Annotated in this window: 13 protein-coding genes; 11 read left to right on the forward strand and 2 right to left on the reverse strand. The window is 73.4% G+C overall.

Annotated features, from left to right (window positions below):
* The first annotated feature begins 298 nt into the window (after positions 1 to 298).
* The 5 genes from QRT04_RS16545 to QRT04_RS16565 all read left to right on the forward strand — a co-directional run bounded on the left by QRT04_RS16545 (position 299) and on the right by QRT04_RS16565 (position 5,862).
* Positions 299 to 2,203 carry an acetolactate synthase large subunit gene (locus QRT04_RS16545; RefSeq protein ID WP_289456796.1) on the forward strand — a complete coding sequence of 635 codons (1,905 nt, stop codon included), beginning with the start codon at positions 299 to 301 and terminating at the stop codon, positions 2,201 to 2,203.
* A 59-nt stretch (positions 2,204 to 2,262) separates the two neighbouring features.
* On the forward strand, positions 2,263 to 2,787 hold the full coding sequence (gene ilvN, locus QRT04_RS16550) for an acetolactate synthase small subunit (protein WP_289456797.1): 525 nt from the start codon (positions 2,263 to 2,265) through the stop codon (positions 2,785 to 2,787).
* Between the two features lie 45 nt (positions 2,788 to 2,832).
* Positions 2,833 to 3,861 (forward strand): ketol-acid reductoisomerase, encoded by a 1,029-nt coding sequence (gene ilvC, locus QRT04_RS16555; protein WP_289456799.1) that lies wholly within the window; start codon positions 2,833 to 2,835, stop codon positions 3,859 to 3,861.
* Between the two features lie 224 nt (positions 3,862 to 4,085).
* Complete coding sequence (locus QRT04_RS16560) at positions 4,086 to 5,327, forward strand: low temperature requirement protein A (protein WP_289456800.1); 1,242 nt, start codon at positions 4,086 to 4,088, stop codon at positions 5,325 to 5,327.
* Positions 5,328 to 5,424: 97 nt separating this feature from the next.
* A complete protein-coding gene (locus QRT04_RS16565; protein ID WP_289456801.1) occupies positions 5,425 to 5,862 on the forward strand; it encodes an ASCH domain-containing protein in 438 nt (145 codons plus the stop codon).
* 6 nt (positions 5,863 to 5,868) lie between these two features.
* On the opposite strand, the gene QRT04_RS16570 is transcribed toward QRT04_RS16565, so the two are convergent.
* Positions 5,869 to 6,504 (reverse strand): TetR/AcrR family transcriptional regulator, encoded by a 636-nt coding sequence (locus QRT04_RS16570; protein ID WP_289456802.1) that lies wholly within the window; start codon positions 6,502 to 6,504, stop codon positions 5,869 to 5,871.
* A gap of 95 nt (positions 6,505 to 6,599) precedes the next feature.
* Between QRT04_RS16570 and QRT04_RS16575 the strand changes: the two genes are divergently transcribed.
* The 4 genes from QRT04_RS16575 to QRT04_RS16590 all read left to right on the forward strand — a co-directional run bounded on the left by QRT04_RS16575 (position 6,600) and on the right by QRT04_RS16590 (position 11,257).
* A complete protein-coding gene (locus QRT04_RS16575; protein ID WP_289456803.1) occupies positions 6,600 to 7,703 on the forward strand; it encodes an epoxide hydrolase family protein in 1,104 nt (367 codons plus the stop codon).
* 101 nt (positions 7,704 to 7,804) lie between these two features.
* Positions 7,805 to 8,863, forward strand: coding sequence for a 3-isopropylmalate dehydrogenase (locus QRT04_RS16580; RefSeq protein ID WP_289456806.1), 1,059 nt, complete (start codon positions 7,805 to 7,807; stop codon positions 8,861 to 8,863).
* 85 nt (positions 8,864 to 8,948) lie between these two features.
* Positions 8,949 to 10,052, forward strand: a complete 1,104-nt coding sequence (locus QRT04_RS16585; RefSeq protein WP_289456807.1) for a branched-chain amino acid aminotransferase — start codon at positions 8,949 to 8,951, stop codon at positions 10,050 to 10,052.
* Positions 10,053 to 10,147: 95 nt separating this feature from the next.
* On the forward strand, positions 10,148 to 11,257 hold the full coding sequence (locus QRT04_RS16590; protein ID WP_289456808.1) for a branched-chain amino acid aminotransferase: 1,110 nt from the start codon (positions 10,148 to 10,150) through the stop codon (positions 11,255 to 11,257).
* 26 nt (positions 11,258 to 11,283) lie between these two features.
* Here the strand turns inward: QRT04_RS16590 and QRT04_RS16595 are convergent, their stop codons facing one another.
* Positions 11,284 to 11,895 (reverse strand): DUF6069 family protein, encoded by a 612-nt coding sequence (locus QRT04_RS16595; RefSeq protein ID WP_289456810.1) that lies wholly within the window; start codon positions 11,893 to 11,895, stop codon positions 11,284 to 11,286.
* A 389-nt stretch (positions 11,896 to 12,284) separates the two neighbouring features.
* On the opposite strand from QRT04_RS16595, the gene cimA reads away from it, so the two are divergent.
* Both cimA and QRT04_RS16605 read left to right on the forward strand, forming a co-directional pair.
* Positions 12,285 to 13,901, forward strand: coding sequence for a citramalate synthase (gene cimA, locus QRT04_RS16600; RefSeq protein WP_289456811.1), 1,617 nt, complete (start codon positions 12,285 to 12,287; stop codon positions 13,899 to 13,901).
* Between the two features lie 127 nt (positions 13,902 to 14,028).
* Positions 14,029 to 14,868, forward strand: a complete 840-nt coding sequence (locus tag QRT04_RS16605) for a sensor domain-containing protein (RefSeq protein WP_289456813.1) — start codon at positions 14,029 to 14,031, stop codon at positions 14,866 to 14,868.
* Positions 14,869 to 14,883: the final 15 nt, after the last annotated feature.

Consider the following 14,883-nt stretch of genomic DNA (forward strand, 5'->3'; position numbering starts at 1 on the left):
GTCGAGGCGTCGGCCTGGCGGGCGGCGCGAGCGTCACCGGACCGCCGGCCGCGCCCCGACCTCGTCTGCATCCGGATCGCGGACACGTGAACCACGATCTGAGACGGCGTGACATCCAACCTACGGTGACGTAAGGTCGACCGCGTGCAGACGATCCTCCTCGTAGTACTTCCTGAGCGCGCCGGCTGAGGCCCTCGCACAGGTCTCGTCGCGCGCGCTCACCCCTCGATAGGCCGTCTGTGGCCCGAGGGGTTTTTGTTTGTCCCGCACACCTCGCATCGACCCCAGGGAGACAACGATGGTCCAGGGCCCCCACCCGGCACCGCCGCGTACGCCCGCCCCGCCCGCGCCCGGCGCGCCGGCGGCCGGCGCGAGCACCGCAGGCGTCGGCCAGGTCGTCGCCCAGCGGGCCGCCGCGCCCGCTGCGCCGTCCGCCTCGTCCGCGCCCGCGGGCGAGGTCGTCACGGGTGCGCAGTCGATCGTGCGGTCGCTCGAGGAGGCCGGCGTCGACGTCGTGTTCGGCATCCCGGGCGGCGCGATCCTCCCCACGTACGACCCGCTGATGGACTCGAAGAAGGTCCGCCACATCCTGGTGCGCCACGAGCAGGGCGGCGGCCACGCTGCCGAGGGGTACGCGTCGGCGACCGGTCGCGTCGGCGTCTGCATGGCGACGAGCGGCCCGGGCGCGACGAACCTCGTCACCGCGATCGCGGACGCGCACATGGACTCGGTCCCGATGGTCGCGATCACGGGCCAGGTCGGTGCGTCGCTCATCGGCACGGACGCGTTCCAGGAGGCCGACATCGTCGGCATCACGCTGCCGATCACGAAGCACAACTACCTCGTCACCAACCCGGACGACATCCCGCGCACCATCGCCGAGGCGTTCCACATCGCCGGCTCGGGCCGCCCCGGCCCGGTGCTCGTCGACATCGCGAAGTCCGCGATGCAGGCGATGACGACGTTCTCGTGGCCGACCGACATCAACCTGCCGGGCTACCACCCGGTGACCAAGCCGCACGCCAAGCAGATCCGCGAGGCGGCCCGCCTGCTCGCGACGGCGCGCCGTCCCGTGCTGTACGTCGGCGGCGGCGTGATCCGGGCCCGCGCGGCCGCCGAGCTGCGCGCGCTCGTCGACGCGTCCGGTGCGCCGGTCGTGACGACGCTGATGGCGCGCGGCGCGCTGCCCGACACGCACCCGCAGCACCTCGGCATGCCGGGCATGCACGGCACGGTGGCGGCGGTCGCGGCGCTGCAGAAGGCGGACCTCGTCGTGGCCCTCGGCGCCCGCTTCGACGACCGCGTCACGGGTCAGCTCTCGAGCTTCGCTCCGGGCGCGACGATCGTGCACGCCGACATCGACCCTGCCGAGATCGGCAAGAACCGTGCGGTCGACGTGCCGATCGTCGGCGACCTCAAGGAGGTCCTCGGCGACCTGCTGCCCGAGCTCCAGCGCGAGCAGGGTCAGCACGGCCTGCCGGACCTCGAGGCCTGGTGGAAGCAGCTCGACGCGTGGCGCGAGACGTTCCCGCTCGGCTACGAGGAGCCCTCCGACGGCCACCTCGCGCCGCAGTACGTGATCCAGCGCATCGGCGAGCTGTCGGGACCCGAGGCGATCTACGTCGCCGGTGTCGGCCAGCACCAGATGTGGGCCGCGCAGTTCATCAAGTACGAGCGCCCGAACGCGTGGCTCAACTCCGGCGGCGCCGGGACCATGGGCTACTCGGTGCCCGCCGCGATGGGCGCCAAGGTCGGCCAGCCCGACCGCACGGTGTGGGCGATCGACGGCGACGGCTGCTTCCAGATGACCAACCAGGAGCTCGCCACCTGCACGATCAACGAGATCCCGATCAAGGTCGCGGTGATCAACAACAGCTCGCTGGGCATGGTCCGGCAGTGGCAGACGCTGTTCTACGAGTCGCGGTACTCGAACACCGACCTGCACACGGGCCACGGCACCGTGCACATCCCGGACTTCGTCAAGCTCGCCGACGCCTACGGCGCGGTGGGCCTGCGCTGCGAGACGAAGGCCGACGTCGACGCCACCATCAAGCGCGCGCTCGAGATCGACGACCAGCCCGTCGTCGTCGACTTCACGGTGTCCCGCGACGCGATGGTGTGGCCGATGGTCGCCGCCGGCGTGAGCAACGACGCCATCCAGTACGCCCGGGGCATCAGCCCGGCGTGGGACCGGGAGGACTGAGGCGAGATGACGCGGAACGCAGCCCCAGCTCGACCCACGGACACGGAGGACTGACCACCATGACGAGGCACACGCTGTCGGTTCTCGTGGAGAACAAGCCGGGCGTCCTGACGCGCGTCGCGGGCCTGTTCGCGCGCCGCTCGTTCAACATCCACTCGCTCGCCGTGGGCCCGACGGAGCACGACGAGATCAGCCGCATCACGGTCGTCGTCGACGTCGACCAGCTGCCGCTCGAGCAGGTGACGAAGCAGCTGAACAAGCTCATCAACGTCATCAAGATCGTCGAGCTCGAGAACGACGCGTCGGTCCAGCGCGAGCTGCTGCTCGTCAAGGTCCGCGCCGACGCGGCGTCGCGCACGTCGGTGCTCGAGGTCGTCCAGCTGTTCCGCGCGCACGTGGTCGACGTCGTGCCGGACACCGTCGTCATCGAGGCGACCGGCGGTCCGGGCAAGCTCGACGCCCTGCTCGCGGCGCTCGAGCCCTTCGGCATCCGTGAGATCGTGCAGTCCGGCACGGTCGCCATCGGCCGCGGTTCGCGCTCCATCACCGACCGTGCGCTCGAGCGCGTGTCGCGCTCCGCCTGAACTTCCGATCCCGCAGTCCAGAAGAATCAACCGAGGAGACCCATCGTGGCCGAGCTGTTCTACGACGACGACGCCGACCTGTCGATCATCCAGTCCAAGAAGGTCGCCGTCATCGGCTACGGCAGCCAGGGGCACGCGCACAGCCTCAACCTGCGCGACTCCGGCGTCGACGTGACCGTCGGCCTGCGCGAGGGCTCGGCGAGCCGCGAGAAGGCCGAGAACCAGGGCCTCAAGGTCGCCACCGTCGCCGACGCGGTCCGCGAGGCCGACGTCGTCGTGATCCTCGCGCCCGACCAGGTGCAGCGCATCGTCTACCGCGACGAGATCGAGCCCAACCTCAAGTCCGACGCCGCGCTCGTCTTCGGCCACGGCTTCAACATCCGGTTCGGCTACATCAAGCCGGCCGAGGGCCACGACGTCCTCATGGTCGCCCCCAAGGGCCCGGGTCACCTGGTGCGCCGCGAGTACGTCGACGGCCGTGGGGTGCCGGTCATCGTCGCGGTCGAGCAGGACGCGTCGGGCAACGCGTGGGACCTCGCGCTCTCGTACGCCAAGGCGATCGGCGGCCTGCGTGCCGCCGGCATCAAGACCACGTTCACCGAGGAGACCGAGACCGACCTGTTCGGCGAGCAGGCCGTCCTCTGCGGTGGCGTGTCGCAGCTGATCCAGTACGGCTTCGAGACGCTCACCGAGGCGGGCTACCAGCCCGAGGTCGCGTACTTCGAGGTGCTGCACGAGCTCAAGCTGATCGTCGACCTCATCTTCGAGGGCGGCATCACCAAGCAGCGCTGGTCGGTCTCGGACACGGCCGAGTACGGCGACTACGTCTCGGGCCCGCGCGTCATCACGCCGGACGTCAAGGCGAACATGGGCGCCGTGCTCGCGGACATCCAGTCGGGTGCCTTCGCGCAGCGGTTCATCGCGGACCAGGACGCGGGCGCCCCGGAGTTCCAGGCGCTGCGCGCGAAGGGCCAGAACCACCCGATCGAGCCGGTCGGCCGCGAGCTGCGCAAGCTGTTCGCGTGGGTGAAGCCCTCGGACAGCGACTACACGGAGGGTTCGGCGGCGCGCTGACCGGAGGTACGGGCCGCGCGCAGCGCGGCACGTGCCGGAGGTCGGCGCAGAGCCGAACCCGACCAACAAGCACGGAGGGTTCGGCGGCGCGCTGACCGGAGGTACGGGCCGCGCGCCTTCCCGACCGACAAGCACAGCGGGCTGCCCAGACGGCAGACGCCACGGCCGAGGGCCGGTCCCCACATCCCGGGGGCCGGCCCTCGGCATACCCCTAGCCTGTCGCCATGAGCCCCGCCGCCCGGCCGCACGGCCTGCGTCGGATGGTCGGCCGCGACCCGGCGGAGACCGGCCGGACGGCGACCCCGCTCGAGCTGCTGTTCGACCTGACCTTCGTGGCGGCCTTCGCCGTCACGGGCGACGAGGCGGCGCACCTCGTCGCCGAGGGGCAGGCGGGCCGGGCGGCCGTGGCGTTCCTGTTCGTCGCGTTCGCGGTGTGCTGGGCGTGGGTCAGCTTCTCGTGGTTCGCGTCGGCGTTCGACACGGACGACTGGTCGTTCCGGGTCGCGACGCTGGTCCAGATGGTCGGCGTGCTGGTCGTCGCGCTCGGCGCGCCGGCGGTCTTCGACTCGATCGGCCACGGCGAGCGGCTCGACAACGGGATCGTGGTCGCGGGCTACGTCGTCATGCGGGTCGCGATGCTGGCCCAGTGGGCGCGCGTCGCGCGGGAGGACGCGATCTGGCGCCGGACGGCGGTCACGATGGCGGCGTCGATCGGTGTCGCCCAGGTCGGCTGGGTGCTCGTCGCGGTGACGCGACCGCCGTCGGGCGTGCTGCTGCCGGCGCTCGTCGTGCTGTACGCGCTCGAGCTCGGCGGGCCGGTCGCCGCGCAGCGCGTCGGCGGGCTGCCGCCGTGGAACGCCCACCACATCGCGGAGCGCTACGGGCTGTTCGCGCTCATCACGCTCGGCGAGGTCGTGCTCGGCACGATCACCGCCGTGTCCGCCGTCGTCGGCCGGGCCGGCTGGAGCGTCGAGGCGGTGCTCGTCGTCGTGGCCGGGACGGGTCTGGCGTTCGGCATGTGGTGGAGCTTCTTCGTCGTGCCCGCAGGCGCCATCCTGCAGCGGCATCGCGGCCGGGCGTGGGCCTGGGGCTACGGCGGCATCGTCCTGTTCAGCGCCATCGCCGCGATGGGGGCGGGGCTGCACGTCGCGGCCTACGTCGTCGAGGGGGACGCCGCGATCGGCGTACCCGGCGCTGTGCTCACCGTCGCCGTCCCGGTGCTCGTCGCCACGGTCGCCTACTTCGTCCTGTACGCGGCGCTGGTCCGGTCGCTCGACCCGTTCCACCTCGTCCTGCTCGCGGGCACGACCGCGGTCCTGGCGCTGGCGCTGGGGCTCGCGTTCGCCGGCGCGAGCCTCGGGTGGTGCCTGGTCGTGACGGCGCTCGCGCCGGCCGTGGTCGTGGTCGGGTACGAGACGGTCGGCTACCGGCACATGGACGTCGCGGTCGAGGCGGCGCTGCGCTGACCCCGCGGACGAGGGCATCCCGGGCGCGACCGGCCCGGGCGGTGCGCCGCGCGCCGTGCTGCGCAAGGATGGGCCGCACCGACCAGGAAGGGCGACGATGACCGACGACGTGACCATCCCGACGGACGACGACGAGTACGCCGACGCCGGCATCCCCGCCGACGGGGACGACCGCATCTCGGCGTTCTGGCAGGCCGCGCGTGGGCACCTGGGCTTCGGCAAGCTCGAGCCGATCCTCGGCGGCGAGCCGTCGGGCGTCGTGCCGCCGCCCTCGTTCTCGTACGGCGTGGGCGCGGAGGCAGATGCGGCGGCCGCGGAGATCCTGGCGGGGGCGCGGACGTCGTCGTCGGCGCCGCGCGCCGAGTTCGGCCCGGACGACCTGCCGCAGGTGGGTGCCGTCGCGATCGTGCTCGACGCCCAGGGCGAGCCGCGCGCGTTGATCCGCACCACCGACGTCGTGGTCACGGACGAGACCGTCACCGAGACCTACGAGCTCGTGTACCCCACGGCGGGACCGACGCCCCCGGTGGACTGACCCGGCTCAGCGGTCGCGCGGGACCCAGCGCTCGCCGAGCTCGGCGCCCGTCGGCGCGCTCGCGGGCAGCGGCGCGCTGGCGGCGGCCGGGCGCACGGCGTCGAGCAGCAGCTCGGTGTAGCGCCGGCGCAGCTCGGTCGTGCGGGCGGCGTCGGCGACCCGCACCGCGGTGACCTGCTCGAAGATCATCGTGACGTCGCCGACCTCGAGGCCGTCGCGCAGCACGCCGGCCGCCACGGCCCGGTCGAAGATCTCCTCGCCGAGCGTGATCGCCTGCTGCGACAGCTCGCCGAGCGCGGGCGTCGGCGTGAACGTCCCGGCGAGGTGCACGGTCAGCGAGTGGACGTCCTCCTCGATGACGCCGCGCACCCAGGCGGCGAACGCGTCCCACGGGTCGTCGTGCTGCTGCGCGGCGCGCGCGACCGCGATGAAGCGGTCGAGGCCGTCGGCGCAGAGCGTCGCGAGCAGCTCCTCCTTGCTCGCGTAGCGCCGGTACAGCGCGCTGACGCCGACGCCCGCCTCCTGGGCGACCGCCGCGACGGGGGCGCCGGGGGAGCGCATGAACACCGCGCGTGCGGCCGCGAGGATCGTCTCGTCGTTGCGCGCGGCCTGCGCCTTGCGGCCGCTCAGCGGAGTCGTCACGAGCGTGACGATAGCACTTGAACGGAACGATCCGTTCCGCTAGTCTCAAGTCAAACGGAACAATCCATTCCGTTCCGCACACGAGGGAGACGGCGATGTCCGCGACGACCACCAGCACCGAGATCCGCCCGTTCCGCGTCGAGGTCCCGCAGGCCGACGTCGACGACGTCCTCGACCGCCTCGCGCGCACGCGGTGGTCGCCGGAGATCCCGGGCGCCGAGGAGGCGTACGGCGTGCCTGTCGGCCGCGTCTGCGCGTGGGCCGACCACTGGCGCACCGCGTTCGACTGGCGCGCCCTCGAGGCGCGGCTGAACGCGTACCCGCAGCGCGTCACCGAGATCGACGGGCAGCAGATCCACTTCCTGCACGTGCGGTCCGGACGCCCGGACGCCGTCGGCCTGGTGCTCACGCACGGCTGGCCCGGGTCCGTCGTCGAGTACCTCGACGTGATCGACCCGCTCGTCGCGGCGGGCTACGACGTGGTCGTGCCGTCGCTGCCTGGCTTCGGGTTCTCCGGCCCGACCGTCGAGCAGGGCTGGGGGGTGCAGCGCACGGCGCGCGCCTGGGTCGAGCTCATGCGTCGCCTCGGGTACGAGCGGTACGGCGCGGTCGGCAACGACGGTGGCTCGATGATCTCGCCGGAGGTCGGCCGGCTCGACCCCGAGCACGTCGTCGGCGTCCACGTCACCCAGCTCTTCTCGTTCCCGTCGGGCGACCCGGCCGAGCTCGCCGACCTGACGGAGGAGGAGCAGGCGGCGCTCGCGCAGCTGGGCTGGTTCTGGGAGAACCTCGGTGCGTTCAACGTGCTGCACTCGCAGCAGCCGGCGACCGTCGGGCACGCGATCGTCGACTCGCCCGCGGGGCTGCTGGGCTGGAACGGTCAGCTGTTCATGGACGTCGACCCCGAGTTCGTCGTCGCGAACGCGGCCCTGTACTGGTTCACCGGCACGGCGGCGTCCGCGATCCGCTTCTACAAGGACACCGCCACCCAGGGGCCGGCGCCCGAGGGGCCGACCACGGTGCCGATCGCGCTGCTCGGCTCGACGCACGACTTCTTCGGCATCCGCCGGTTCGCCGAGCGCGACCACGCGAACATCGTGCGGTGGACCGTCGCGGACACGCCGGGGCACTACGCCGCGCACCAGGCGCCCGACGTGCTCGTGGCCGACGTGGTCGCGTTCTTCGACGGCCTGCGCTGAGACGCGGAGGCGGCGGGCGCGGGAGGCCGCGTCCCGCCGCCGGCGCGTCCGTGCGCTGAGACGGCCGTTTCATGAGGTGGGACGCGGGTTAGGGTGGGCACATGTCCGCGAGCACCGCCCCCCGCACCCTCAACCTCGCCGTCGTCGCCGGTGACGGCATCGGCACCGAGGTCGTCGAGCAGGGCCTGCTGGTCCTCGACGCCGCGCTCGCGGGCACGGGCACCACGGTCAGCACGACCGACTTCGACCTGGGCGCGCGCCGCTGGCACGCGACGGGCGAGACGCTCTCGGACGCCGACCTCGACGCGATCCGCACGCACGACGCGATCCTGCTCGGCGCGATCGGCGACCCGAGCGTCCCGTCGGGCGTCCTCGAGCGCGGCCTGCTGCTGAAGCTCCGCTTCGCGCTCGACCACTACGTGAACCTGCGGCCCGGCAAGCTCTTCCCCGGGGTGACGAGCCCCCTCGCGAACCCCGGCGACGTCGACTTCGTCGTCGTGCGCGAGGGCACCGAGGGCCCGTACGTCGGCAACGGCGGCGCGATCCGCGTCGGCACGCCGCACGAGGTCGCCAACGAGGTCAGCGTCAACACCGCGTTCGGCGTCGAGCGGGTGGTGCGCGACGCGTTCGCGCGTGCCGCGGCCCGCCCGCGCAAGAAGCTGACGCTCGTGCACAAGCACAACGTCCTGGTGCACGCGGGCCACCTGTGGCGCCGCACCGTCGAGGCCGTCAACGCCGAGTTCCCGGACGTCACGGTCGACTACCTGCACGTCGACGCCGCGACGATCTTCCTCGTGACGAACCCCAGCCGGTTCGACGTCATCGTCACGGACAACCTGTTCGGCGACATCCTCACCGACCTCGCCGCGGCGATCACGGGCGGCATCGGCCTCGCGGCCAGCGCGAACATCAACCCGGACCGCACGGCCCCGAGCATGTTCGAGCCCGTGCACGGCTCGGCCCCCGACATCGCGGGCCAGGGCAAGGCCGACCCGACCGCCACCGTGCTGTCCGTCGCGCTGCTGCTCGACCACGTGGGCCTGCCCGAGCAGGCGCGTCGCGTCGAGGCCGCCGTCGCGGCCGACCTCGCCGAGCGCGACGGCCGAGTACGGTCGACGGCCGAGGTGGGCAAGGACCTCGCCGCGCGCATCGCCGGCTGATCGCCGACGGGCCCGCGCGGGCCCGACCAGCTCCACCCCGGCCGTCTCACCCGGTTCCTCGTCGACCCGTGTGAAAGGCCCGATCATGACCACCACCGCACCCGCAGCACCCGTGTTCCCGCTCCGCCGGTCCACTTCGCCCGCCTCCGACGAGGCCCGCGCGGCCGCGCTCGCCGAGCCGGGCTTCGGCCGGTACTTCACCGACCACATGGCGCGCGTCTCGTGGGACGCCGAACGCGGCTGGCACGACCACCGCGTCGAGCCGTACGGACCGCTGACGCTCGACCCCGCCACCTCGGTGCTGCACTACGGCCAGGAGGTCTTCGAGGGCCTCAAGGCGTACCGCCACGCCGACGGCTCGGTGTGGGCGTTCCGCCCGCGGGAGAACGCCCGGCGGCTGCGCGAGTCGGCCCGGCGGCTCGCGCTGCCGGAGCTGCCCGAGAGCGACTTCGTCGCGGCCGTCGAGGCGCTCGTGCGTGCGGACGCACCCTGGGTGCCCGCGGGCGACGAGGCGAGCCTGTACGTGCGGCCCTTCCTGTTCGCGTCCGAGCCGTTCGTCGGCGTGCGCGCGTCGCGGCGCGCCGAGCTCGTCGTGATCGCCTCGCCGGCCGGACCCTACTTCCCGCGCGGGCTCGCGCCGGTGTCGATCTGGGTGAGCCCCGACCAGCACCGCGCGGCACGCGGCGGCACGGGGGCCGCGAAGGGCGGCGCCAACTACGCGGCGAGCCTCGCGCCCCAGGTCGACGCGGCCGCGCGGGGGTTCGACCAGGTCTGCTACCTCGACGCCCGGACCGGGTCGCTGCTCGAGGAGATCGGCACGATGAACGTCGCCGTGGTGCGCGCCGACGGCGAGGTGGTGACTCCGCCGCTCGGCGGCACGATCCTCGCCGGCGTGACGCGCGCGTCGCTGCTGCGGCTGCTGGCCGATGCCGGACACCGTGTGTCCGAGCGGCGGCTGCCGCTCGCCGAGGTCGTCGACGGCTTGCGCTCGGGCGAGGTCGTCGAGGTGCTCGCGTGCGGCACGGCGGCGGTCGTGACGCCGGTCGGCCGGCTCGCAGGAGACGGGTTCGACCTGACGGTCGGTGACGGCTCACCGGGTCCGTTGACGGCCTGGGCGCGCGCGACGCTGACCGACCTGCAGCACGGCCGCGCGCCCGACCCGTACGGCTGGCTGCACCGCCTCGTGTGACCGCCCCGCCCGCCGTCCGGCCGCCGCCCGCGCGCCTGTCCAGGTGAGCGCCGTCCAGGTACCGTCTCCGTAGCCCCTGCTGAAAGGCCCCCGACATGAGCACCGTCGCCTCGTCAACGTCTGCCGAGCTGTTCGACGTCCGTCGCACCGACACCCCGACGCCCGCGGCCGACCGCGAGGCCGCGCTGGTCTCGCCCAAGTTCGGCACCGTGTTCACGGACCACATGGCCCGCATCTCGTACCTGCACGGCACGGGCTGGCACGACCGTCGCGTCGAGAAGTACGGCCCGCTGCTGCTCGACCCCGCGACGGCGGTGCTGCACTACGCGCAGGAGATCTTCGAGGGGCTCAAGGCGTACCGGCACGAGGACGGGTCGGTGTGGACGTTCCGGCCGGAGGCGAACGCCGCGCGGTTCGCGCGGTCGGCGCGGCGGCTCGCGCTGCCGGAGCTGTCCGAGGCCGACTTCCTCGGGGCGATCGAGGCGCTCGTCGCCGCGGACCTCGACTGGGTGCCCGCCGGGGGCGAGAAGAGCCTGTACCTGCGTCCGTTCATGTACGCGTCGGAGAGCTTCCTCGGCGTCCGTCCGTCGCTCGAGGCGGAGTTCCTCGTCATCGCCTCGCCCGTCGGCCCGTACTTCGCCGGCGGCGTGAAGCCGGTGTCGATCTGGGTCGCGGAGGACTACCACCGCGCAGGTGCAGGCGGCACCGGCGCGGCGAAGTGCGGCGGCAACTACGCCGCGAGCCTCCTGCCGCAGCAGCAGGCGTACGACAAGGGCTTCGAGCAGGTCTGCTTCCTCGACGCCTCGACGAACACGTTCGTCGAGGAGCTCGGCGGCATGAACGTGTTCACGGTCCGGGCCGACGGCTCGGTCGTGACGCCCGCGCTGTCGGGCTCGATCCTCGAGGGCGTGACGCGCTCGTCGATCCTGCGGCTGCTCGCCGACGCCGGCCACGAGGTGCGGGAGGCCGAGCTGCCGCTGGCGCAGCTGCGCGCCGACATCGCGTCCGGCGCGGTCCGCGAGGTGTTCGCGTGCGGCACTGCCGCGGTGATCACGCCGATCGGCCGCCTCGGCGGCGCGGACTTCGACCTGACGGTCGCCGACGGCGGCGCGGGCGACGTGACGTCGCGCGTGCGTGAGCAGCTCACGGACATCCAGTACGGCCGCGGCGCCGACCCCCACGGCTGGATGCACCGCCTCGCCTGACGGCCGCCTTTCCCGCGCCGAGCCGCTCAGACGGTCGTCGTCTGCAGCCGTCCGGTCCAGGCGAGCACGCCCGAGAGCAGCGACCAGATCGCGATGCCCATCACGAGATTGAGCAGGCCGGTCGCGACCGCGCGCTCGGTCGTGCTCGTCCAGGTGAACGGCAGCAGGGCTGCGACGACCGTCGCGAGCGCCATGATCCAGCCGAAGAACGCGGTGGGGCGCGGCGCGGCGATCGCGAGCAGGTACAGCAGCACGCCCGCGACCGCGCCGGCGACCGCGCCCCCGAGCGTGTACTCCGCGGTGTGCGAGTCGGAGAAGACCGACTGGGTGACGAGCTGGATGTCGATGATCTGCTCGACGACCAGCACGCCGACCGCGCCGATCAGAGCGCCGACGACGGCGGTCGCGATGACGCCGGCCCAGTACCGGCCCGCGTCGATGACGAGGCGCGACGACGCGACCGGCCGGACGACCGGGGCGGGCTCGGGGTACGCGGGGTCGCCGTAGGCGGCGGGGGCGGGCGCGGGCGCGGCGTAGCGCGGGTCGGCGTACCCGGCGGGCTCGACCGACGGCGGCGGCACGGCCGGCTGCCTGCGCGTCGGCGGCAGCGGGTCGCGAGGGTCGGGGGGGACGGACATGGCGTGCCTCCTCGTCGTTCGGCCGAGCGGCGGGAGGGCGACGCCCGGTCCGATCCACGCTAACCGGGACGGGCCGGGCGCGCCGCCCGGCGCAGCGCTCCCACCCGGACGGGCGACCTCCCGCCCGGCCGGTGGGGCCCGCCCGCGCTGCCGGGTCGCGAGGCCGGTGGTCCACCCAGCGGAACGCGTGACCGCATCGTGCGCCGTGTGCCACGATGAGCCCGTGACCGCCTTCACCTCGATTATCGAGTAGCGCGTCGGCCCACCCGCCGACGCGCTGACCTCCCGTACCCCGGGGGGTCTTTTTGTTGGTGGCGCCACCCCGGCCGCCGACGATCGAGCAGCACCGCCCCGAGCACCGCGCAGCCCCCGCACGAAGAGAGCACACCGTGAGCCTCACGAGCCCGTTCCACGTCTACGACACGACGCTGCGCGACGGCGCGCAGCAGGAGGGGATGAACCTCTCGGTCGCCGACAAGCTGGCGATCGCCCCGCTGCTGGACGAGCTCGGCGTGGGCTTCATCGAGGGCGGCTGGCCGGGCGCGGTGCCGAAGGACACCGAGTTCTTCAAGCGCGCCGCGAAGGAGCTGGACCTGCGCAACGCGGAGCTCGCGGCGTTCGGCTCGACGCGCAAGGCGGGCACCCGTGCGGCGGACGACCCGCAGGTGCGTGCGCTGGTCGACTCGGAGGCGCCGGTCGTCGCGCTCGTCGCCAAGAGCGACCTGCGGCACGCCGAGCGCGCGCTGCGCACGACGGGCGAGGAGAACCTCGCGATGTGGTCGGACACGGTGCGCTTCCTGGTGCGCGAGGGGCGCCGCGTCGTGGTCGACGCCGAGCACTTCTTCGACGGGTACCGGTTCGACCCCGCGTACAGCACGGCCGCCGTGCTCGCGGCGTTCGAGGCCGGCGCCGAGGTCGTCGCGCTCTGCGACACCAACGGCGGCATGGTCCCCGCGTGGGTCGCGGAGATCGTCACCGAGCTGCGCGACAAGGTCGGCCCCGACGCGATCCTCGGCATGCACGCGCACAACGACTCGGGCTGCGCCGTGGCGAACACCCTCGCCGCGGTCGAGGCGGGCTGCACCCACGTGCAGGGCACCGTCAACGGCTACGGCGAGCGCACGGGCAACGCCGACCTGCTGTCGATCGTCGCGAACCTCGAGCTCAAGTACGGCCTGCCGGTGCTCGCGCGCGACGACGAGCACCCCGGCGGCCTGGCGGAGCTGACGAGGATCGCGCACGCGATCGCCGAGATCACGAACATCTCGCCGTTCGCCCGGCAGCCGTACGTCGGCGCGAGCGCGTTCGCGCACAAGGCGGGCCTGCACGCGTCGGCGATCAAGGTCGACCCCGACCTCTACCAGCACATCGACCCGGCGCGCGTCGGCAACGACATGCGGATGCTCGTCTCCGACATGGCGGGGCGCGCGTCGATCGAGCTCAAGGGCCGTGAGCTCGGCTTCGACCTCTCGGGCCGCCCGGAGCTGCTCTCGCGCGTCACCGACCGCGTCAAGGCCGCCGAGGCCGAGGGGTACACCTACGAGGCCGCGGACGCGTCGTTCGAGCTGCTGCTCGTCGAGGAGATCGACGGCCGGCGCCCGCAGTACTTCAGCGTCGAGTCGTGGCGCTCGATCGTCGAGCGCGTCGGCGGCCGAGGAGCTCCCGCGACGGCCGAGGCGACGGTCAAGCTGCACGCGGGCGGTGAGCGCATCGTGACGACGGGCGAGGGCAACGGCCCGGTCAACGCGCTCGACCACGCCCTCCGCCAGGGCCTGATGCGCGTGTACCCGGAGCTCGAGCCGTTCGAGCTGATCGACTTCAAGGTGCGCATCCTCGACTCCATGCAGGGCACCGACGCCGTCACGCGCGTGCTCATCGAGATGACGGACGGCCAGACGTCGTGGAGCACGGTCGGCGTCGGTCCGAACCTCCTCGAGGCGTCGTGGGAGGCGCTCACCGACGCGACGATCTGGGGCCTGCGCAACGCCGGCGTCGGCCCGCGCTGACCCGGCGCGTCCACCCGCGCTGACGCGCGCGGGAGTCCACCCGCACGGGCGCTGGCACGGTTCGCGCCGCGCGGCCTAGCCTCGACGAGAGGCGCCCCCGCGCCGCGAGCGAGCGAGAGGAGCCCCTGTGTCGGGCACGGACCCGCGGACGCCCGACGCCCGCGGCAGGTCCCGCTGGTGGTGGGTGCTCGCCGTCGTGGCCGTCGTGGTCGGGCTCGCGCTGCTCGTCGTGCAGCCGTGGGAGGGCATCGAGACGGAGCCGCAGGTCACGGGCACGCACGCGTCCGAGACGACGACGCCGGCCACCCCGTCGCCCACGCCGACGGAGACGACCCCGGCGCCACCCCCGGGCTCCGACGCGCGGTTCGACGCGAAGACGCTCGCGACCCTCTTCGTCCCGCCTCAGCAGCTCGTCGCCGACGTGCCGGCGGCGGCGCCCGGCGTGGTTCCCGGTGTCACCGCGGGCAGCCGTCCGTGGGGCCTGCCGGCGGGGTCCACCGTCACGCCCTCGACGTGCACGACGGCGGTGACGGTCGTGGCGGCCAAGCCCGCGGCGTTCGACGCCCGCTCGTGGACCAACCCCGGCTTCGCGTTCGAGCAGAGCGTGACGCTCCTGCCGACGCCCGCGGCGGCGCAGACCGCGTTCAGCAGGCTCGTGACGACGATCGACGCGTGCCCGACGTTCACCGTGACGACCACGTCGGGCGCGACGGACCCGTGGGACGCCCAGCCCGCCATCGAGGGTCAGGGCGTGTACCCGTCGATCGTGCAGCAGGTGCTGCGCGGCACCGCCCAGACGCCCGGGTTCCACGGTCAGATGCTCGTGGGGAACGCGATCGTGACGTGGACCGCGTCGGCGCCCGGCGGCACGGACACCGACTCCGCGCTCGCGACGCTCGGCGACCCGCTGTCGCTCTCGGCGATGGTGCAGAAGCAGGCCGTCGCGGCGGTCGCGACGCTGCCCTGACGAGCCCACCTAGGG

Source organism: Cellulomonas alba (assembly GCF_030362835.1).
GTDB lineage: Bacteria > Actinomycetota > Actinomycetes > Actinomycetales > Cellulomonadaceae > Cellulomonas > Cellulomonas alba.